Origin of the sequence: Candidatus Frankia nodulisporulans (assembly GCF_902806475.1) — a bacterium.
In the GTDB taxonomy this organism is placed as follows: Bacteria; Actinomycetota; Actinomycetes; order Frankiales; family Frankiaceae; genus Frankia; species Frankia umida.
Map to the genome: position 1 here is coordinate 26,182 of NZ_CADCWS010000009.1, position 20,822 is coordinate 47,003.

Annotated in this window: 12 protein-coding genes and 1 pseudogene; 5 read left to right on the forward strand and 8 right to left on the reverse strand. The window is 71.3% G+C overall.

What is annotated here, in order from left to right; translation table 11 throughout:
- Window positions 1–347 precede the first annotated feature (347 nt).
- Window positions 348–1,796, forward strand: a complete 1,449-nt coding sequence (locus tag G6R24_RS02200; protein ID WP_163547492.1) for a type III PLP-dependent enzyme domain-containing protein — start codon at window positions 348–350, stop codon at window positions 1,794–1,796.
- Here G6R24_RS02200 and leuS read toward each other — a convergent pair.
- The 3 genes from leuS to G6R24_RS02215 form a co-directional block, all read right to left on the reverse strand.
- The gene (gene leuS / locus G6R24_RS02205) at window positions 1,759–4,263 is read right to left on the reverse strand and encodes a leucine--tRNA ligase (protein ID WP_163547493.1); all 2,505 of its coding nucleotides are present in this window, start codon (window positions 4,261–4,263) and stop codon (window positions 1,759–1,761) included. The two genes, G6R24_RS02200 and leuS, sit on opposite strands and share 38 nt — an antisense overlap.
- A 336-nt stretch (window positions 4,264–4,599) precedes the next feature.
- Window positions 4,600–5,688, reverse strand: a complete 1,089-nt coding sequence (locus G6R24_RS23570) for an ATP-binding protein (RefSeq protein ID WP_338083876.1) — start codon at window positions 5,686–5,688, stop codon at window positions 4,600–4,602.
- Window positions 5,689–5,862: 174 nt separating this feature from the next.
- Window positions 5,863–8,076 (reverse strand): SpoIIE family protein phosphatase, encoded by a 2,214-nt coding sequence (locus G6R24_RS02215; RefSeq protein ID WP_163547494.1) that lies wholly within the window; start codon window positions 8,074–8,076, stop codon window positions 5,863–5,865.
- Between the two features lie 174 nt (window positions 8,077–8,250).
- Here G6R24_RS02215 and G6R24_RS02220 point away from each other — a divergent pair, with 174 nt between their 5' ends.
- The 3 genes from G6R24_RS02220 (at window position 8,251) to G6R24_RS02230 (ending at window position 15,256) form a co-directional block, all read left to right on the forward strand.
- Entirely contained in the window at window positions 8,251–12,630 is a 4,380-nt protein-coding gene (locus G6R24_RS02220) for a hybrid sensor histidine kinase/response regulator (RefSeq protein WP_225438032.1), read from the forward strand.
- 171 nt (window positions 12,631–12,801) lie between these two features.
- Entirely contained in the window at window positions 12,802–13,440 is a 639-nt protein-coding gene (locus tag G6R24_RS02225) for a response regulator (RefSeq protein WP_163547495.1), read from the forward strand.
- 460 nt (window positions 13,441–13,900) lie between these two features.
- Entirely contained in the window at window positions 13,901–15,256 is a 1,356-nt protein-coding gene (locus G6R24_RS02230) for a serine/threonine protein kinase (RefSeq protein WP_163547496.1), read from the forward strand.
- On the opposite strand, the gene G6R24_RS02235 is transcribed toward G6R24_RS02230, so the two are convergent.
- Window positions 15,241–15,906, reverse strand: coding sequence for an alpha-ketoglutarate-dependent dioxygenase AlkB (locus tag G6R24_RS02235; RefSeq protein ID WP_225438033.1), 666 nt, complete (start codon window positions 15,904–15,906; stop codon window positions 15,241–15,243). The two genes, G6R24_RS02230 and G6R24_RS02235, sit on opposite strands and share 16 nt — an antisense overlap.
- A gap of 207 nt (window positions 15,907–16,113) precedes the next feature.
- On the opposite strand from G6R24_RS02235, the gene G6R24_RS02240 reads away from it, so the two are divergent.
- A complete protein-coding gene (locus tag G6R24_RS02240) occupies window positions 16,114–16,584 on the forward strand; it encodes a MarR family winged helix-turn-helix transcriptional regulator (protein ID WP_163547497.1) in 471 nt (156 codons plus the stop codon).
- A 63-nt stretch (window positions 16,585–16,647) separates the two neighbouring features.
- Here the strand turns inward: G6R24_RS02240 and G6R24_RS02245 are convergent, their stop codons facing one another.
- The 4 genes and pseudogenes from G6R24_RS02245 to G6R24_RS02260 all read right to left on the reverse strand — a co-directional run bounded on the left by G6R24_RS02245 (window position 16,648) and on the right by G6R24_RS02260 (window position 20,614).
- Window positions 16,648–16,929: a metal-sensitive transcriptional regulator gene (locus tag G6R24_RS02245; RefSeq protein ID WP_163547498.1), complete on the reverse strand. Its 282-nt coding sequence runs from the start codon at window positions 16,927–16,929 to the stop codon at window positions 16,648–16,650.
- A gap of 34 nt (window positions 16,930–16,963) precedes the next feature.
- Complete coding sequence (gene atzF / locus G6R24_RS02250; RefSeq protein ID WP_163547505.1) at window positions 16,964–18,916, reverse strand: allophanate hydrolase; 1,953 nt, start codon at window positions 18,914–18,916, stop codon at window positions 16,964–16,966.
- Window positions 18,917–18,925: 9 nt separating this feature from the next.
- A pseudogene (gene biuH / locus G6R24_RS02255) lies at window positions 18,926–19,797 on the reverse strand (biuret amidohydrolase).
- Between the two features lie 37 nt (window positions 19,798–19,834).
- Window positions 19,835–20,614: a GntR family transcriptional regulator gene (locus G6R24_RS02260; protein WP_225438034.1), complete on the reverse strand. Its 780-nt coding sequence runs from the start codon at window positions 20,612–20,614 to the stop codon at window positions 19,835–19,837.
- Window positions 20,615–20,822 lie beyond the last annotated feature (208 nt).

A 20,822-nucleotide genomic window follows, 5' to 3' on the forward strand; every position in this document is an offset into this window, starting at 1 on the left:
CGCCGGCCGGGAAGTGTGCGGTCAGTCTCATGCGTGTGGGTGGTCACCGGGGACGGACGCACCGAATCCGTCGGTGTTGGGCGTGTGATCCAGTTGCGGCCGCAATCTGACAGTGGTGATGCGCGGATGCGGTGATCCGGTGATCCGGTGGGACCACTCCGGATGCCCGCGGTGACCAATCCGTGCGGATTGGCGGGAAGCGATGTTCGTTTGCGCGCTATTTCAGCGTATCGCCCCGATGGATGGTCCGCAGGGGGCAGGCTGCGGCCCAGACCCGGGACCCATCGGTTGTCGTGCGACGCGAAGCCCACCGGACACGGTCCCGAGCCGCGGAGAGGAGCGCACGGATGGAACTGCCGCCGTCGGCCGCCGGACTGCCCGCCCTGGCGGCGCACAGCCTGCCCAGCACGGTGCTGGACGCGGTGCGCCAGGGCCGGGCCGGCACGGCCGCCAGCAGCGCCTATCTGTATGACCCGGCGGTCGCGGCCGGTAATGCCGCGGCCCTGCGGGAGTGCCTGCCGGACTGGGCCGAGATCTGCTACGCGATCAAGGCGAACGGATTCCCGCCGGTTCTCGACGCCCTGCTGGCCGGCCCGCGGCGGGCCGAACCGGCCACGTCGGGTCAGCCGGGCCTGGGAATCCACGGTTTCGAGGTCTCGTCGACCAGCGAGGTGCGCCACGCCCTGGCGGCCTTCGACCGGGCGGCCGCTGGGCGTGCGGCCGTTGACCGGGTGGGATCGAGGCGACCCGGGGTGGCCTCCAGCCGGCGGCGACTGGTCAGTTCGGGCCCGGCCAAGTCGGCCGCCCTGCTGACCGCGCTGGCCGAGCTACCGGATGCGGCCCAGCACGTGGACGCCGTGATCAACGTGGAGAGCGCGGGTGAGCTGCGCCGGCTGGAGGACCTCGCGGCCCGCCTCGGCCGGCGGGTCACCGTGGCGCTGCGGGTCAATCCCCGGCAGGTGCACCTCACCGGGTCGCTGCGGATGGGCGGACGGCCGAGCGCGTTCGGCATCCCGGAACCGGAGGTGCCCGCCGTCCTCGAACTGGCGGGGCGCCTGCCCCATCTGGACGTGGCCGGCTTCCACGTCCACGCGGTGGCCGCGAACCTCGATGCGCTGGCCCACCTGGACTATGTCCGCTGGTGCCTCGACTTCGCCATCCGCACGGCCCGGACCGCCCGGATGGAACTGCGTGTGGTCGACGTGGGGGGTGGCTTCGGGGTGCCGTTCGAGCCCGATCGCCGGGGCGAACGCCCCTTCGCCCTGGCCCGGTTCGGGGAGGGGCTGGGCCGTCTGAGGATCCCCGCCGACGTGCGTGTGATCTTCGAGCCGGGCCGGCTGCTCGTCGCCGACTGCGGCTGGTACACCGCCGAGGTGATCGATGTGAAGCACTCCTACGGCACCGACTTCGTCGTGCTGCGCGGTGGCATCCACCACTTCGCGCTGCCGATCTCCTGGGAGATCGTGCACAACTTCGCCGTGGTGCGCCGCGGCGGCACCGCGGCGGCGCCGGTGCCGTCGGCGCCGCGTGCGGTGACGGTGGTCGGGGAGCTGTGCACCCCGGAGGACACGCTGGCCCGCGACATCACGGTCGACTCGGTGCGTCCCGGTGACGTCGTCGTCTTCCCGATGGCCGGCGCCTACGGATACGAGTTCGCCCTCACCGAGTTCCTGGGGCATGCCCGGCCCCGCCGGGTCGTCCTCGCGCTCGCACCGGCGGACGAGACGAGCGGGGACGACCCGGGCGGGGACACGGCGATCAGAGCACCAGGTTCACGACCCGCGGCACCCGAATGATCATCTTGCGGACCTCGGCGCCGGCCAGCAGCCCGCGGATCTTCGGCGCGTCGAGGGCGAGGTCACGCAGTTCGTCCTCGGTCACCGCCGTCGGCACCTCGATCCGGTCCCGGACCTTTCCGTTGACCTGAATGACACAGGTCACGGTCTCCTCGACGAGCAGCGTCGGATCGAACGAGGGCCAGCCGGCGTCGGTGACCGACGGCTGGTTCCCCAGCAGCGACCAGGCCTCCTCGGCGGTGAACGGCGCGACGACGGACAGCATCCGCACGAGCGAGGACGCTCCCTCGCGCACGGCGGCATCCGGGGTCGCACGTGCGTCGTGGGCCTTCTTCACCGCCGTCGTCAGCTCCATCAGCCGGGCGATCGCCACGTTGATCCGCTTGCCCTCCATCGCCTGCGTCACCGCGGCGATCAGCGCATGCACCTGCTTGCGGACCGCCGGATCACCGGTGTCCGACCCGCCGCCCGCGGGAGCTTCCGGGGCGGAACCATCCGTGGTGGGCTTACCTATGTCGTGCACGAGCCGCAGCACCCGGTTGAGCCATTTGGTGGAACCGCCCGGGGACACATCGGCCCAGTCGATGTCCTCCTCGGGGGGGCTCGCGAACAGCATGGTGATCCGGACCGCGTCCGGCCCGTACTGGGCGAGCTGGTCCTGCAGGTTGACCAGGTTCCCCAGGCTCTTGCTCATCGCCTTGCCGTTCATGATGACCTGACCCTGGTTGGTCAGGCGGGTGAACGGCTCGGTGAACGGCAGATAACCCAGGTCGTGCAGCACCTTGGTCATGAAACGGGCGTAGAAGAGATGGCCGGTGGCATGTTCCTTGCCGCCGACGTACTCGTCCACCGGCAGCCAGGCGCGGACCCCGGCCGGGTCGAACGGGCCGTCGGTGTAGGTCGGGTTCGGGAAACGCAGGAAATACCAGGACGAGTCGACGAACGTGTCCATCGTGTCGGTGTCCCGCGTGGCCGGCGCGCCACAGGTGGGGCAGGTGACCTTCAGCCACTGCGTCGCGGACTGCAACGGCGAACTGCCGTCCTGGGAACGCAGCTCATAGCCGGTGGTCGGCAGCCGGACCGGCAGCTGGTCATCGGGCACCGCAACCTCACCGCAGGATTCGCAGTGAATGATCGGAATGGGGGTGCCCCAGTAACGCTGCCGGGAGATGAGCCAGTCGCGCACGCGGAACGTCACCGCGGCGGTGCCCGCGCCGCGGGCCTCGAGATCCGCGATGACCGCGGCCTTCGCCGCCGGCACGGTCAGCCCGTCCAGCGGACCGGAGTTCACCAGCCGACCGTCGCCCGAGGTCGCGACGCCGGTCGTGGCCGGGTCCGGCTCGTCGGTGGCGACGACGACCCGCACGGGCAGCCCGAGCGTCCGCGCGAAGTTGAGGTCACGCTGGTCGTGCGCGGGTACCGCCATCACGGCGCCGGTGCCGTACTCGGCCAGCACGTAGTCGGACGCGTAGATCGGCACCGCGTCGCCGGTCAGCGGATTGCGGGCGGTCCGGCCGAGGGAGACGCCGGTCATCGGCCGGTCTGTGGCCAGCCGCTCCAGCTCCGGTGTGGCGCGGGTGCGTGCCTGGTAGTCGGCGAGCGCGGCGGCCTGCTCCGGCGCGCACAGCTCGTCGGCCAGCGGTGAATCCGCGGCCACGACGAAGAACGTCGCCCCGTACAACGTGTCAGGACGTGTGCTGAAGACCCGGACGGGCTCGGCGCGGCCGTCGACGGCGAAGTCGATGTGGGCGCCGACCGAACGGCCGATCCAGTTCCGCTGCATCGCCAGGACGTCGTCCGGCCAGTTGCCGGCGAGCTGGGCCATGTCGTCCAACAGACGCTGGGCGTAGTCGGAGATGCGGAAGAACCACTGGGTGAGTTTCCGCTTGATGACCTCGGTGCCGCACCGCTCACATTTACCCTGGATGACCTGCTCGTTGGCGAGCACGGTCTTGTCCGTCGGGCACCAGTTCACCGGGGCCGCCTTGCGATAGGCGAGGCCCTTCTCGAACATCCGCAGGAAAATCCACTGGTTCCAGCGGTAGTACTCGGGGTCGGAGGTGTGCAGCCGGGTGCGCCAGTCGAAGGAAATACCGAGCCGCTTGAACGACTCCGCCTGCACCTCGATGTTCTGGTACGTCCACTCGGCCGGATCCAGGTTTCGGCGCAGCGCCGCGTTCTCCGCGGGAAGGCCGAACGAGTCCCAGCCGATGGGATGGACAACGGCACCGCCGCGCAGACGCTCGAACCGGGCGATCGCGTCGCTGATGCTGTACACCTCGGCGTGGCCCATGTGCAGGTCCCCGGAAGGATAGGGGAACATGCTCACGACATAACGCCGCCGCTTGTCGTCGTCCGCGGGCAGAAGGTCGGCCACCTCGAAGGAGTGCCGATCCTGCCAGAGCTTGAGCGTGGCCTCGTTGTCCACGGACGGTTCGAAGACGTCGGTGGTGTCGTTCTGCGCCATGTAACAGTCCTTGTCGGGGGAGTCGGCCGCACCGACCCGCACGTCCAGCCGTTGTTGAGGTGATCGGTCGACAGTTATAATTCCGCTGACATGGCTTTCTGCTGGCTATAAATCCCACCGGATCTCGCGACTTCCAACCTGGAGCGCAAGTATACCCGCAGGCCAAAGGCGCGGTTTGCCGCGCGCCGCGCACCGATGGTCCTTCGAGCCGCCGGCCGGATGACCGCCGTGGCCCGTGATCGTCAGGTCGGGCGAATGATCGTCAGGTGGGCTGGTCGCCGCGTCGGGCGCGGCCCGCCGGCGGACGTGCGCGCTCGGCCGGCACCGCGGCGGACCTCAGAGCAGCCGGGTGACGATCGTCGGATCGGCCTCGGTCGTCTTGTCCCGGCCGTCCCGGACATCGCGACTGTCCCGGACATCTCGGATATCGCGGCTGTCCCGGCCGCCGTGGCCCGGCTGGGAGTCGCGGGCCAGCCGGGACTCCCGACCGGGGCGGGCCTGGGCGCCGCGGGGATCGGAGCCGGGGTGGGGCCGCGCGGTCAGCGACCGGGCCGGGTCGCTCAGCCGACCCATGGTGAACAGGGTCGAGCGGGATGACGAGAAGGACGCGGGTGGTCGGCTGGGCGCCGCGATCGTGCCCGCGGCGGCCGGGCTCCCGGCGGCGGAGACGGGCGGCGCGCCACCGGGGCGCGCGCCGCCGAGGGGATACTCGGTGGCGCCCGGCGCGGGCGCCGACCTCGGCGTAGTCGCGGGCGGCACCACCTGGTCAGGCAGCGAGCCGGTGTCGTCCCGGGAGCTGGTGTCGTCCGGCGCGGGGGTGTCGTCCGGCGCGGTGGCGCCCTGGGGCGGGGTGGTGCCCTCCCGCGGGGCGGCCGGCGGGTCGGATCGGTCGGACGAATCCTGGGCCCGCGCGGTCGGGTCGGGGGTGGTCGAGTCTGCGGTCGTCGAGTCTGCGGTCGTCGCGTCGGTGGTGCTCGCGTCGGGGCTGAGCGGGGGCACCGGCAGGTCGAACCAGAGGTACTTGCCGGACTCCGCGGCCACGGTTCCCCAGCTGCCGGCCAGGGCGTCGAGGACGAGCAGGCCACGGCCGCCCTCGGCGTCGGCGTCGGCGGTGCGGCGCTGCGGCAGCACGGTGGACGTGTCCGACACCGAGGCGTGGATGAGACCGGGTCGCATCTCGATGAACAGCCACAGCGGTGGCTCGCCGTACTTGACGGCGTTGGTCACCAGCTCGCTCACGAGCAGCTCAGCGGTGCTGCCGACGTCCTCCGGGATGGAGGCCAGCCGCATGCCCTCCCGCAGGACATGCCGAGCCTGCGGAACGGCCGAGGGAAGGTACGGCAGTTCGGCGAGAATATGGGTTGCGGGCGGGCATCGCGTCGTCGCCTGCCGCACCACGTCCATCGGAACCGAAGACGCGCTCATCGACCACCAAGCCTGAACAACGAGGACATCGAGGTCTGGTGTACCCGCCCGGGCCGGATTGAAGCGTCGGTATCCGGATCGCGCCGATTAACCCGATGCCAGGCGGGCATCCAACCCGGTTCAGGCCTGTTGACCTGGGCGGATGTCGGGCACCGGGGGATCGCCACCGGGGGTTTACTCGGGTACGCGGGCGACGAGGATCGCGACGTCGTCGCGCAGGTTGCCACCGGCGAAGCGTTCGGCGGCGGTGCGGACCCGGTCGGCGATGCCCTGCGCGGACAGTCCGGCGCAGTCGCCGACGGCGGCCAGCAACCGGTCCTCACCGAGTAGTTCGTTGCCGGCCCGGGCCTCGATGACACCGTCGGTGTAGAAGATCAACGCCTCACCGGGACGCAGCGTGACATCAATGGCGGGGAAGGCCACCTCGTCGTCGTCGAGCACGCCCAGCAGTGTCCCGGGTCGGCCGACGAGCACGGCCTGCCCGTCGGCGCGCAGCACGACCGGCTGCGGGTGCCCGGCGAGGAAGAGCCGTAGCCGCACGCCCGCCGCCCCGGTGCCGCTCACGGACGGGTCCGGTTCGGACAGCACGGGGCCGAGCACGGAGGCCGCGGCCAGCGTGCAGAAGCGTCCCTGACCGTTCGGGTGGGCCGCGGCGGCGTCACGCAGCGTCCGGTTCAGTTCGAGCAGGACCTCACCGAGGTCGGTGCCGCGACCGGTGAGCAGCCGCAGCACGGCGCGGGCCACCCCGGTGACGGTGGCGGCCTCGGCGCCCTTGCCGCAGACGTCACCGATCGCGATCGTCCAACCGAGCGGGCCCCACAGCAGGTCGAAGAAGTCACCGCCGACGTCGAGGCCGGCGGACTGCGCGGCGCCGTAGGCGGAGCCGAGGTCGAGGCCGGTGATCTCGGGCAGCTCGGGCGGACGCAGGCCGGCCTGCAAGGTGCCGGCGAGTTCCACCTGCCGGCTGTAGAGCCGGGCGTTGTCGATGGCGAACGCGGCCCGGCGGGCGAGGTCGGCGAGCAGGTCGATCTCGTCGGCGGCGAACGCGTTGCCTTCGGGACGGCCCAGGGCCAGCACGCCGAGTACCCGACGGCGGGCCCGCAGCACCATGACGAGTGCCGGACCGCCGAACGCGGCCAGGGAACGGGCCCGGTCTCCGCTGGCGCCACGCACCGCGGCCATCAGCGGGCCGGTCGGGTCCGCGGCCGCGTCGGCGAGCGCGCTCTCCATGCTCTCCTCGGCGTGGGTGGCCTGCCACAGCGTCGGATCGGCGTTCTCCCGATGAAGGTAGACGGTGCACCACTGGGCGAGGCGCGGGACGGGCAGCCGTGCCAGCAGGGCCATCGAGTGGCCGATGTCGAGGCTGCCGGCGAGCAGGTCGGACGCCTCGGCGAGAAACGACAGCATGCCGATGCGACGTTCCTCGGCTCGGCGCATGTCGCCACCGCCGAGGGCCAGGGCCATCCAGCGGGTGGCCAACCGCACCCGTTCGACGTCACCGTGGGTGAGGCCCACCGTCGACTCCGGCCACAGCAGCAGTTCACCGAGGCTGCTCTGGGTGGGGTCGAGTGGGAAGGCGAGGGCGTCGATGTCCTCGCCGAGGGCACCGAGGGTCGCCACGACCTCGACCCGTCCACCGTCGCGCCCGGGCCGGCGGACCTCACCGGCGTTGACCGCGAGCGCGTCGACGAGCTGCGCCAGCAGTTCGTTCACCTCACCTTCGGCGGTGAGCGCGCGGGCGGTGTCGCGGGCGATCAGCCGTGGCGGCCGGGCCTGCGCCGGCACCACGACGGCCACCTCGGTGCCGTCACCGCCGGTGCCGCCGCTGTAGGTGCCGTCACCGCCGGTGTGGCCGGGGCCGGCATCCTCGTCCGTCAGGTCGACGGAGAGGGTCTCGACGGAGGTGGTCCCGACGGAGGTGGAGGGGACGTCGGGGGGTGTGAGCAGGAACCAGACGGTCTTGCCGCCACGGCCGTGCTCGGTGCCCCAACTGGTGGCCAACGCGTCCACGAGGGCGAGGCCACGGCCGTCCTCACGGAGCCCGTCGATGCCGAAGTCGGCCTCCTCGGCGAACGCGGACGGCGGCCGGGGCACCTCGACCTTCTTGACCCGGGACATCCCGATGCGTACGGGATGGCGGTCCGCGACGCCGATGCGCACGCCGGGGCCCTGTGGGCGCACGTCGACGGTGGCGGCGGTGCCCGCGTGCACCACGACGTTGGTGACCAGTTCCGTCACGAGCAGTAGTGCGGAATCCAGCAGATCATCGTCGAGACGTCCGCGTAGGGTTTCGAGTACGAACCGTCGCGCGGACCGAGGGGAGTCGGGCGTGGGCGGCAGCGTGATGGCATGCGTCGACGTCGCCGGACCCCCTCCTGCGCCAGTCATGTCGCTTAGTCTCTCCTGCGTTGTCCGTCGTGAGGCGGATACTGGCGGCTGGTGTCACCTGTCCACCGACGTCCGCCACGTCGGTGCCCCATGGAGATCGCCCCCTGGTCCGGGCAGCTCCGCCCGGCCTGTCGTCCGAGACGATCGTGCCGACCGAGCTCAGCTAGGAGACCGATGAGTGCCACTGACGACGACCAGTCCCCGGCCCGCCGCGACTCTGCTGTGCCCGCCGATGCGCCCGCCCCCAGTGCCGATCCTGCCGTGTCGAGCGCCGACGCCTTGTTCGTTGGTGCCGGTGCCGTTGGTGCCGGTGGTGCCTCGTCCGGCCGCGACGTTACCGCGACCATCGTCCCCCATGCACCACACGACCCGCATGCACCCCAGGTCGGTGGGGATGTCGGGGTGGCCCGGCCGTCGTCGGACGATCTGATCGCCGATCTGCTGGTCGGGCTGACCAGGCTGGGCGAGGGCGACTTCTCCACCCGGCTCTCGGTGCCGGGTGCGGCCCAGGGCGGTGTGGCGGGTGAGGTGCTGCGACGGTTCGACGAACTGGCGGCGCTGCAGGAGCGCCACGCGCGCGAACTGGCCCGGGTCAGCAAGGTCATCCGCCGGGACGGGCGGCTCACCCTGCGGATGGAGGATCTGGGCAGCCCGGGTGGCTGGTCGGACATGACGCAGGCGGTCAACTCCCTCATCGACGACCTGGCCCGGCCGACGCACGAGGTCGCCCGGGTCATCGCCGCGGTGGCCGAGGGCGACCTGTCCCAGCATATGGCGCTGGAGATCGCCGGCCAGCCGGTGCGCGGCGAGTTCCTGCGGATCGGTACCACCGTGAACACGATGGTGGACCAGCTGTCCTCGTTCGCGGACGAGGTGACCCGGGTGGCCCGCGAGGTGGGCACCGAGGGCAACCTGGGCGGACAGGCGAAGGTCAAGGGGGTCTCCGGGGTCTGGGCGGACCTGACCGAGTCGGTGAACTCGATGGCGGGCAACCTGACCAGCCAGGTCCGCAACATCGCCCAGGTGACCACGGCGGTGGCCCAGGGCGACCTGTCCCAGAAGATCACCGTGGACGCGCGGGGTGAGATCCACGAGCTCAAGTCGACCGTCAACACGATGGTCGACCAGCTCTCGGCGTTCGCCGACGAGGTCACCCGGATGGCCAAGGAGGTCGGCACCGAGGGCAAGCTCGGCGGCCAGGCCCAGGTCAAGGGGGTCTCCGGGGTCTGGCGGGACCTCACCGATTCGGTCAACGTGATGGCCGGCAATCTGACCACCCAGGTGCGCAGCATCGCCGAGGTGGCGGCGGCGGTGGCCCGCGGCGACCTGACCAGGCAGATCACCGTCGACGCCCGCGGTGAGGTCGCCGGCCTCGCGCACACGCTGAACACGATGGTCGACCAGCTGTCGTCGTTCGCGGACGAGGTGACCCGGGTGGCCTGGGAGGTGGGCACCGAGGGCAACCTGGGCGGGCAGGCGCACGTGCGTGGGGTGTCCGGGGTGTGGCGTGACCTGACCGAGTCGGTGAACTCGATGGCGGGCAACCTGACCAGCCAGGTCCGCAACATCGCCCTGGTGGCCACGGCGGTGGCCCGCGGCGACCTGTCGCAGAAGATCACCGTCACCGCGCAGGGCGAGATCCTCGAACTCAAGGACACCCTGAACACGATGGTCGACCAGCTGTCGTCGTTCGCGGACGAGGTGACCCGGGTGGCCCGCGAGGTCGGCACGGAGGGGGCGCTCGGCGGGCAGGCGCACGTGCGTGGGGTGTCCGGGGTGTGGCGTGACCTGACCGAGTCGGTGAACTCGATGGCGGGCAACCTGACCAGCCAGGTCCGCAACATCGCCCTGGTGACGACGGCGGTGGCCCGCGGCGACCTGTCGCAGAAGATCACCGTGTCGGCGCAGGGTGAGATCGCCGAGCTCAAGGACACCGTCAACACGATGGTCGACCAGCTCTCCTCGTTCGCCGCGGAGATCACCCGGGTCGGCTGGGAGGTCGGTGTCGAGGGCAAACTCGGCGGCCAGGCCACCGTCGCCGGGGTCGCCGGCACCTGGAAGGACCTCACCGACAACGTCAACCAGCTGGCGACGACGCTGACGATCCAGCTTCGTGCCATCGGCGACGTGTCCACCGCCGTCACCCGTGGTGACCTGACCCGGTCCATCACGGTGGAGGCCGAGGGTGAGGTCGCCGAGCTCAAGGACAACATCAACCGGATGATCGCCCGGCTGCGGGAGACCACCGAGGTCAACGAGCAGCAGGACTGGCTGAAGTCGAACCTGGCCCGCATCGGCGGCAAGATGCAGGGCCAGCGCGACCTCTACGCGGTCTGCCAGATGATCATAAGCGAGATGGCGCCCGCGGTCGGCGCCCAGCATGGCACCGTCTACCTGTTGGACTTCATCGAAGGCGACAAGCTGCGCTACGTCGCCGGCTACGGTTCGGTGCCGCGCCGCCGCTCGGACGGCACGTTCCTGTTCGGCGAGGGTCTGATCGGCCAGGCGGCGCTCGAACGCAACCGGATTCGGGTCGAGCACGTACCCGCCGGCTACCTCAACATCCGCAGCGGGCTCGGTGAGGCGCCGCCGTGTGACCTCGTCGTCGTCCCGGTGGTGTTCGAGAACCAGGTACTCGGTGTGATCGAGCTGGCGTCGTTCACACCGTTCTCCGAGCTGCATCTCATCCTGGTCGACCAGCTCGTCGACACCATCGGCGTCGTGCTCAACACGATCATGGCGAACGCGCGGACCGAGGAGCTGCTCGCCCAGTCCCAGCGGCTCACCCAGGAGCTGCGTTCGCAGTCGGTCGAGCTGCAGCGCACCAACAACGAGCTGGAGGAGAAGGCGGCGCTGCTCGAGGACAAGAACCGCGAGATCGAGCTCGCCCGGATCGGCCTCGAGGAGAAGGCCGAGCAGCTCGCGCTGTCCTCGCAGTACAAGACCGAGTTCCTGGCGAACATGAGCCACGAGCTGCGAACCCCGCTCAACAGCCTGCTGATCCTCGCCAAGCTGCTCGCCGACAACCCCGACCGCAACCTCTCCCAGAAGCAGATCGACTTCGCCGAGACGATCCACTCCGCCGGTTCGGAACTGCTCGGCCTGATCAACGACATCCTCGACCTGTCGAAGGTCGAGGCCGGCAAGATGGACGTGGACGCCACCACGGTGCGCACCGGCGCGCTGTGCGACGCGGTCGCCACCGTCTTCGGGCCGGTCGCGGACGAGAAGGGGCTGGCGTTCGAGGTCAGCCTGGCCGCCAACGTGCCGGACGAGTTCGTCACCGACGAGCAGCGTCTGCAGCAGGTGCTCAAGAACCTGCTGTCGAACTCGGTGAAGTTCACCGACAGCGGCACGGTGCGTCTGGACGTCACCCTCGTCCGTCCCGACACCCCGCACCTGGCCAGCCACCTGCGCTCGGCGGGCACCGTCCTGTCGTTCGCCGTCAGCGACACCGGGATCGGGATCGCCGCCGAGAAACTTCGCATGATCTTCGAGGCGTTCCAGCAGGCCGACGGCACCACCTCACGTCGCTACGGCGGTACCGGGCTCGGCCTGTCCATCTCCAAGGAGATCGCCCGCCTGCTCGGCGGTTCGATCGCGGTCTCCAGCGTCGTCGGCCATGGCAGCACGTTCACGCTGTACCTGCCGTCGGCGCCGTTGGCGCAGATGCCGGCGTTCGGCGTCACACCCGGTGAGCCTGACGATGTCCTCATGATCGTCGGAGCTGCCGACAGTGGGCCGGGCCGTGCCATCGGCGAGTTGCTGCCGGCCTCCTCGCCCGGCGGGGGCGGCGAGGCGCCGGCCACGGTCGAACGCCCCGCGGTGGCGGTGCCGGAGCTTCCCGCCGGCACCGGGCTCACCCCCGGCCCGGCCGGCCCGGGTGCCGCTGGTGGTCAGGGTGCCGCTGGTGGTCAGGGTGGCGCGGCCGGCGGGTCGGGCGGCTCGAGCGGCGTGCACACCGTGTGGTCCTCGTCGGGCGCTGGTGGGGTCATGAAGGGCTCCGCCGGGGGTGTCGGCCTCGGCGGGACGGGGCGGGGTTCGGACACGAGCGCGGGCGGTTCCGCGGAACCGGGTAGCGGCTGGCGAGCGACCGAGAACACGGGCATCCCGTTCCTCACCGAGCCCGCCGATGTGGACGGACGGGCCCCGGCCGACGCCCACGACGGGCCGGATCCGCTGATCGACACGACGGTGCTGGTCGTGGACGACGATGTCCGTAACGTGTTCGCGCTGACAAGCGCCCTGGAGATGTACGGGATGCGGGTCCTCTACGCCGACAACGGCCATGACGCGATCCGCACCCTGCAACAGGACACCGGGCCGGTGCATCTCGTTCTGATGGACGTCATGCTTCCCGGGATGGACGGCAACGAGACGACGTCGATGATCCGTGACATGTCGGCGTTCGCGGATCTTCCGATCCTCGTCCTGACCGCGAAGGCGATGCCCGGAGATCGCGAGAAGAGCATTACCGCCGGTGCGTCGGACTACATCACCAAGCCGGTTGACCTGGAACACCTCCTCGGGGTGATGCGCGCGCATCTGTGTTGATCAGATCGCGTATGGTGCCCATTCGGGCGTGTATCGGTGGGGCGGTGCATCGTCCACCCGGGCAGTCGGCGATGGTGGTGTGGGCGTGCTGGTGTGGTGGCCGCGTCCAGTACGGGCCGGCAGGGCGACCGTGCCGGCCGGCAGGGCAACCGCGAAGGAGGAGGCAGGCGGGTGACCGAGCGGACCGGCGGTTTCGTCGACGGCGAAGGCGGGCCGACCACGGAGCGACCCCGCAGCAAGATCCTGCTGGTCGATGACCGTGCCGACAATCTCATGGCGCTGGAGGCGATTCTCGCCTCGCTGGACCAGGATCTGGTGACCGCCTCGTCCGGCGAGGAGGCGCTCAAGCGGCTGCTCGTCGATGACTTCGCGGTGATCCTGCTTGATGTTCAGATGCCCGGAATGGATGGTTTCGAGACGGCGCATCGGATCAAGCAGCGGGGTCGGACCAGGGATACGCCGATCATCTTTCTGACGGCGATCGACCGGGAACCGCATCACGCCTTTCGCGGGTACGCCGTGGGTGCGGTCGACTACATCGCGAAGCCCTTCGATCCGTGGTTGCTGCGCGCCAAGGTCAGCGTCTTCGTCGAGCTGTTCGAAAAGAACGAGCGGCTGTCGGAGCTCGCCCATCAGCGGGTGCGGGACTTCGACCTGATGACCGAGGTCGCCGAGCGGCTGATCGCGCTCGACGTGCTGCTGGAGGCCAGCAGCGACGCCACCAAGGAGGAACGGCTCGCGGCCGCCGGCGCCGAGGTCCGTGGGCTGGTCGCCCGGTTGCAGCCGTTCGCCCGCTCCGCCAACAGCTGACCCGGTGCGTCCCGATGGGCGCCGTCCCGGTGGGCTCGGCCGAGTCGGGCGCCCCCGCGCGGGGGTGGGCTGGCTGGTCCGTTCGGGTGGGCCGGTCGCGGTGACCGTCCGTTCGGCGGGTGGAATCCGTCACACCTGAACGGCCGGTCACGGCGGTGACGGTTCCCGCCTGTGGTGTCTGTCCGCCCAGATCCGTCTACGGACGGTCAGCTCGGACGACACGGCGCGGACTGAACCTCCCAGAACGTCACTGTTGACCGTCCACTTCGGATGGTCTGGTGGGAGGGATCGCCGGCCGGCGGGGAGCATGCACCAAATGGTTGCGCCGTCCGGCTTCGGTCAGCGCCGATAACATGGATTTGTCGGGCAGATCCGCAGCCGTGCCCCGTGCGGCCGCCTTTTCCGCCGTAGGAGGTTCCGTCGTATGGCAATGGCCAGGCGCGCTCCCTATGGATCCACTGTGAATGATCCGGCCACCCTTGGTCCGTACGAGATAGACCGTAGGATCTCGGACACCGGAAGCGGCACGGTCTTTCTCGGCCGTAGCCATGGTCGTCCGGTCCTGATCAAAACGATCGCCACGGACCTCGCGCGGGATGCCTGGTTCCGCCAGCGGCTGACGGCCGACATCGAACGCCTGCGCCAGCTGAACCCGTTCTGCCTGGCCGCGGTCCTGGGCGCGGACATCATGGCGAAGACGCCGTACGTCGTGGTGGAGTACGTGGACGCGCCGACCCTGGCCGCGAGCATCGAGGACGAGGGGCCGCTGGCCGCCGCCGACACCGTCCGGCTGGCCCTCGGGCTGGCCGCCGCGCTGGCCACCCTGCACCGCCACGACCTTGCGTTCACGGATCTGAAACCCACCAACCTGGTGCTTTCCCGACGTGGCCTGCGACTGGTCGATTTCGGTCTCGCTCGTGTTCTGAACACGTTTTCAGCGGATCGTCCCGGTCAGGCCGGTCGGGGCATGGGAAACCTTTCCTTCCTGAGCCCGGAGCAGCTTCTGGGCCGGGCCGCCACAGTCGCATCGGATGTTTTCACCTGGGGTGGCGTCGTGTTGTACGCGGCGACCGGTCAGGCGCCGTTCGGCGGCGGCCCGCGGCGTGCGATGTTGCAGCGAGTGGTCTACGCCGAGCCGGATCTGTCCGTCCTGCCGGCTACGTTGCGTGAGCTGGTCGGCGCCGCGATGGGCAAGGATCCCCGGCGTCGGCCCACCGCCGGCGAGCTGTTCGGTGAGCTCGCCGAGCTTGTCCCGCTCGAGCCGACGGTGCCCCGCCAGCCCACGGCGACGGACCTGACCGAGCCGACGCGGAAGACCGAGCTCGCCTCGGTGGACCGTGCGCCGATCGACCGCAGCGTCCTCGATGATCTACCGACCCAGCGCGCCGGGCAGCGGCCCACGCCGGTCATCCTGACGAAGATCCCCAGCTCGGCCCGCGCCACCGCGGCAGCCGTGGCCGCGCCGGCACCGGCGTCCGTACCGGCACTGGCGCTGGCAGCGACCGCGGCGCCGGTGGTGACCGTGGCATCGGCCGCGGTCGCCGGTCTCCTGCTCACCCTGCCCGGGCCGCAGCGCGGCGCAGGTCGCGGACGCGGGACAACCGGCCGGCTCGGAGGCGACCGCCGGCGAAGCGGGGACGTCCGGAAGGCCGGAGGTGCCCGCGGTGTCCAGCGGGCCGCGGCCGCGGCTGGCTGGTGTGGTGGCGCTTCTGACGCGGCGCCGATCCGGCGGATCAGGTCCGATCACGACGGCCCTCGGGTTGCTGGCCGGCCGGCGCACCTCGCGGCGAGGGGTGGACGTCAGCGGCTGAAGTGACGAGCGGCGCCGTAGCCGGGGCCCTGCTCGGGGCGCCCGGTCCGTGACGTCCACCGCCACTGCACCGAGATCCGCCCGCCGATCTGGCCCGGCACCCGGGGCACGCCGTGCAGCCAGTCCGCCTGCGCGCGTCCACCCAGCACGATCAGGTCGCCGCCGGCCGGCGCCAGATCCCGCCCACCCGGGTTCTGCGGGTCGTTGAGCAGCCGCCGGCCGGGGGGAAGATGACGGGACTTCACCAGGAACGGGCGACGGGCGCCGAGGGTGAGGATGGCGATGACCGTGTCATCGAGCCAGCGCATCTCCCGGTCGCGGTGCAGGGCGACCGCGTCGTTGCCGTCCCGGTACAGCGACAGGCCGAAGCCGTCGAACTCGACCCCGTAGGTGCGCCGCAGCGCCCGGTAGGCCGCCGTGAGCGCGGGGAACGGCACCGGCCCGCCGCGGGGAATCCACGTGCTCAACCGGGGTTCGGTGACCGTGCGTTCGTAGCGCCACATGGTGCCCTGCCGCCAGGGCAGGCCGGTGCGCATCTGGTCGTACAACGTGTCGGCATCGCGCAGCCAGCCACGCGTGACATCGACCCAGGAGCGTTCATCCAGCCAGATGCGCGTGGCGGGCGCCGTGGAATCCACCGTCGCGACATCGGTCACCCTGGCCAGGATACCGACACCGGATGATCCGGTCGGTTCAGGGCGGCCGCCGTGACGATGGCCCGAGCGGGCGGTCACGTCCGCCGACGGCCGAGTAGCCTCGCTGATCCAGGAGATCAGCCACGGAATGGATGTCAGGATGCGCTGCACAGCACCGCGGTGCCATCGGCCCGGCGGGCCCGCCACGACCGGCGCACCACGGACCCGATGAGCGACCAGCGCGGCGAGTCCCCGGATGTGCGTCAGCTCACCGAGGTGGTGACACGGCTGCGTCGTGTGCTGCGGGCCAGCATCCGCACCGAGTACACCTGGGAGTCGTTGCCGATGGCCCAGGTCGAACTGCTGCAGTGCGTGGCCGAGCGGGACGGCACCCGGGTCGGGGAGCTCGCGGTGCTGCTGCGGCTGGCACCGAACAGCGTCTCGACCCTGGTGCAGCAGCTTGTCGACGCCGGCTACCTGCACCGGGAGCGCGACCCGGCGGACCGGCGCGCGGCCCTGCTACGGCTGACCCCCGCTGGCAGGCAGGCACTCGGCGGCTGGCAGCAGGCCCATGAGCGGCGGCTGGGCTCGGCGCTGGCCCGCCTCGGCGAGCAGGACCGCGTGGCCATCGTCGCGGCGTTGCCCGCGCTGACGAACCTCGTCGAAGCCCTGGGCGACCGCGGCGACGCCGCCCGCTGACCACCCCACGCGGCAGACCCGCCGGACCACCGGCGCGCGGGACGGGTCAGTGCCCGCGGCCGGTCAGGACCTGATCAGACGGGCGATGGCGGCGGAGGCCTCGCGGAGCTTCTCGTCGGCGACCGGGCCGCCCTCGGCCGCCGCGTGGGCCACGCAGTGCGCGAGATGGTCCTCGAGCAGGCCGAGGGCGACGGACTGCAACGCCCTGGTCGCCGCCGACACCTGGGTGAGGATGTCGATGCAGTACTTGTCCTCGGCGATCATCCGTTGCAGGCCTCGGACCTGGCCTTCGATGCGTCGTAGTCGGGCGGTGTACTCGTCCTTGGAGTCGGTGTAGCCGTGCATCCGCCGTGCCCTCCCCCCACTGATCCATACCCCCCTACGGTACGTCCACGGTGGACGGGGGTGGACCCGCGGTGGCGAGGTACGGCCGCCAGCCGCCGAGGTCGGTGATGTCCTCGGCGCCCTCGACCGCCGCGGACTCGCACAGAAAGCCGAGGGTGGGTCCGCCGACGAGCTCGACGGTTCCGATCGCCAACGGCGAGCCGACGCCGAGCAGGAAGCGGCCGGCGGCCTGCGTGGACAACCGCCAGACCTCCACTTCGATGGCCGATCCGCCCCGGGTCGTACGCAGCAGCCCCGGACGTCGTGGCGGCCCGCCGGCCAGCGCGTACAGGCGGTAGCGCGGCAGCGTCCGATCACGTCGGACGAGGACCGCTCCCAGCCGGGTCAGCTCCCCGTTGAGCGGCAGACCACTCAGATGCGCCCCCACCACCGCCAGATCGACGACATCCGGTCCCGACCCCGCCGGGACCAGCGGTGTCGGTGGGGCCGGCGGTGTCGGTGGGGTCGGCGTGATGGCTTCGGCCAGGGGATGACCGGTGGCTCCGGTCGGCAGGCCGGTGCTGGCGTGCAGGCGGGCGGCGAGGTCGGCGAGGAACGCGTCCTGGCCCGCGGGGGCCAGCAGGGTCGCCCCGTGCGGCAGCCCGCCATGAAAGCCGACGGGGACCGCGACCGCGGCCAGGTCGAGCAGGTTCGCGAAGGTCGTGTACCGGCCCAGGCGGCTGTTCAGCCCGATCGGGTCGGCCAGCACCGCGGCGACCGGGTAGCTGGTGGGCACGGTGGGCAGTACCAGCGCGTCCACGTCCTGCCAGAGCGCTTCCGCCTGCCGACGCAACACGCGCAGCCTGGTCAGGCCACGATGGACCTCGACCCCGGTGATCGCCGCGCCGGGCTCGATCACGGCCCGGACGGTGGGGTGGACCTGGTCCGGACGGGCCAGCACGAACTCGCCCACGGACGCGAACCGTTCGGCCAGCCACGGCCCCTCGTAGAGCAGCCGGCCCGCGGCGAGAAACGGTTCGAGATCCACCGGGACGAGTTCGACGCCGAGCTCACGCAGCAGTGACAGGCCGTGCTCGTGCACGGCCCGGGCGCCCGCGTCCCCGAAGAAGGTCAGTTCCCGGGGCCGGGCCATGGCCACCCGCGGGTGGCGCCCGGAGCTCGACACGGTCGGCCACGCGGGCCCGGCGACGCCGGGCAGCCTGCGGGAGTACGGATCAGCCGGGTCGTAGCCGGCCATGACCGACAGGGCCAGCCGCGCGTCCGCCACGCTGAGCGCGAAGACACTCGGACAGTCCAGCGAGCGGCACGCCGGCACCAGACCGCGGGTGCTGACCAGCCCACGGGACGGCTTGATGCCGACGACGTTGGTCAGCGCCGCCGGCACCCGGCCCGACCCCGCCGTGTCGGTCCCCACCGCGAAGGTCACCAGTCCGGCGGCCACCGCGACACCGGAGCCGGAGCTGGAACCGCCCGCGATCATCTCCGGGTCGAACGGAGACACCGGTGTGCCATAGGGAGAGCGGGCCCCGGACAGGCCAGTCGCGAACTGGTCGAGATTGGTCTTTCCCAGGCAGACCGCGCCGGCGGCGAGCAGCGCGGCCACGGCGGGGGCGTCACTGGTCGGCTCGCGGGCGAACCCGGGGCAGCCGGCCGTCGTCGGCAGCCCGGCGACGTCGATGTTGTCCTTGACCGCGAACGGTAGTCCGAACAGGGCAGGCAACCGCGAGTCGGCGCCTGCCCGCCCACCGCCCGCTGGCCCGAACAGGGCATCGCGCATCGCGTCGAGCGCCGCGGCGCGGGCCATCGCCTGCGGCCGCGGCACCATCGAGATCCACACCGCGTCGTCGCCGCGGGCCTCGATCCGGTCGTAGACCGCGGCGGCAGGGTGCCGCGGTGGTAGCCGTCCCGCAGGACCGTCGCCTGAAGGTCGGGGACCGGTATCAGGCCGTCTGGACGCGGGCCGGTCATGAGTTCGGTCGTCATCGATCGGTGCGGGTCAGCCGGCCAGCTGCGCGGCGCGGGTCGCGGCGTCGACGGCGGCACCGACCGCCGTGGAGTCCGCCACCGCGCCGAAGACACCGCCCTGCATGGTGACCATGTGCAGTGCCGCCGCGTGGTTGGCCGGGTCGGTGGCACCGGTGCAGTCCGACAGCAACAGGCACTCGTACCCGCGGTCGTTGGCGTCGCGCATCGTCGTGTGCACGCAGACGTCCGTCGTGATGCCGGTCAGGATGATGTGGGTGATGCCGTGCCGGCGCAGGACGAGCTCCAGATCGGTCGCGTGGAACGAGCCCTTGCCAGGCTTGTCGATCACCACCTCGCCGGGCAGCGGCGCCACCTCCGGGACGATCTCCCAGCCGGGTTCGCCGCGGGTGAGGATGCGCCCGCGGGGGCCACGATCACCGATGCCGGCGCCGATCCGCTTCGAGCGCCACAGCTTGTTCGGCGGGCAGTCGGCCAGGTCCGGGCATGCCCCTCCCGGGTGTGCACGATGAGGAAGCCCAGTGGCCGCAGCAACGCCAGCAGTCGGGCGGTCGGCGCGAGGCCCGCACGGGTGAGGGCGAGGTCGTAGCCCATCGCGTCCACATAGCCACCGTGCCCGCAGAAGTCCACCTGCCAGTCGATGTTGACCACGGCGGTGGTCGCCGGGCTGAACGACCCGTCATAGGGCCAGGCGTACGGCGCCGCCTCGACCGGGCCGATCCGCAGTGACCCGGCCGCGGCGAGGCGTCCGGGCTCCGGCAGCGCCGGTCCGACGGAGACGGCCGGGCGCGTCTGGCCCGGCTGGCCCGGCTGGCCCGGCTGGGCCAGGACATCGGCATCGGCATCGGTGGTCGCGGTGGTCGCGGCTGAGGGAGCGAGGGTCATGACGAAGGTGGCCCTTTCTGACGGGGACGGTTCGAGGTCAGGGCCGCCCGGACGGGCGGCTGCGGCGCAGCACCATCTGGGTGATCGCCTGGGCCGCGCGCTTCTCGACGACGTCCATCGATTCGCCGACGTGCTGGCGCAACGCGACGACGCTGCCCTCGAGATCACCGGCGAGCACCCGGTCGACGATCTCGAGATGCTGACTGATCGTCAGGTGCACGCGGTCCGCGGTCACGAAGTCATGCATCCGCACCGGCCGAATCCGGGCGTTCACCGAGTCCAGGAGGTTCGCCAGTTCCGCATTACCGGAGGCGCGGCTGAGCGTGAGGTGGAAATCCTCGTCGAGCGCGACGAAGTCGGGATCGGGGGCCGGCGGGCTTTCCCGCAGCGCCCGCCAGGAATCGCGCAGTGGTTCGAGCAACGCCGGATCATGGGCCGTGCCGGTCTCCACGGCCCGCAGCAGCCCCCGCAGCTCCAGGGTGACCCGGATCTCGTACAGATCCCGCAGGCCGCCGAGGTCGGGTTCGGCCGGGTAGTAACCGCCGTCGGGCCGCTTCTCCACCAGGCCGTCGCTGGCCAGCCTGGTCAGCGCCTCCCGCACCGGCGTACGGGACACCCCGAGCAGCGCGGCGAGCCGCTCCTCGGTAAGCCGGTCCCGGAAGGAGAACTCGCCGGACATGAGTTGACTACGCAACGCGACATAGGCATGGTCGCGCAGGTTGCCGGCGGCGGGTCGCGCGGACCCGGGCCGGGCGGCGGTGGGCCCCGCCGCGGTGGCGCCCGTGGACATGGGACCAGTGGGGGACGTCGAAGTCATACCGCCGAGCATCCGCCATCGCCGACCCGAACGCGCCGACCGGCTGCGGACGGCGACGACCCGACGCCGATGCCGACGTCGGGTCTGCCCGAGGGCGCCCGACGACGATCGTGGCGACCTTTCCCGCAGCACTGCATACTGACCTGTATACAGGACCGTGTACATGATGAGAACGGTAAAGGACCAATGCGTTTCTCATCAACCGGGA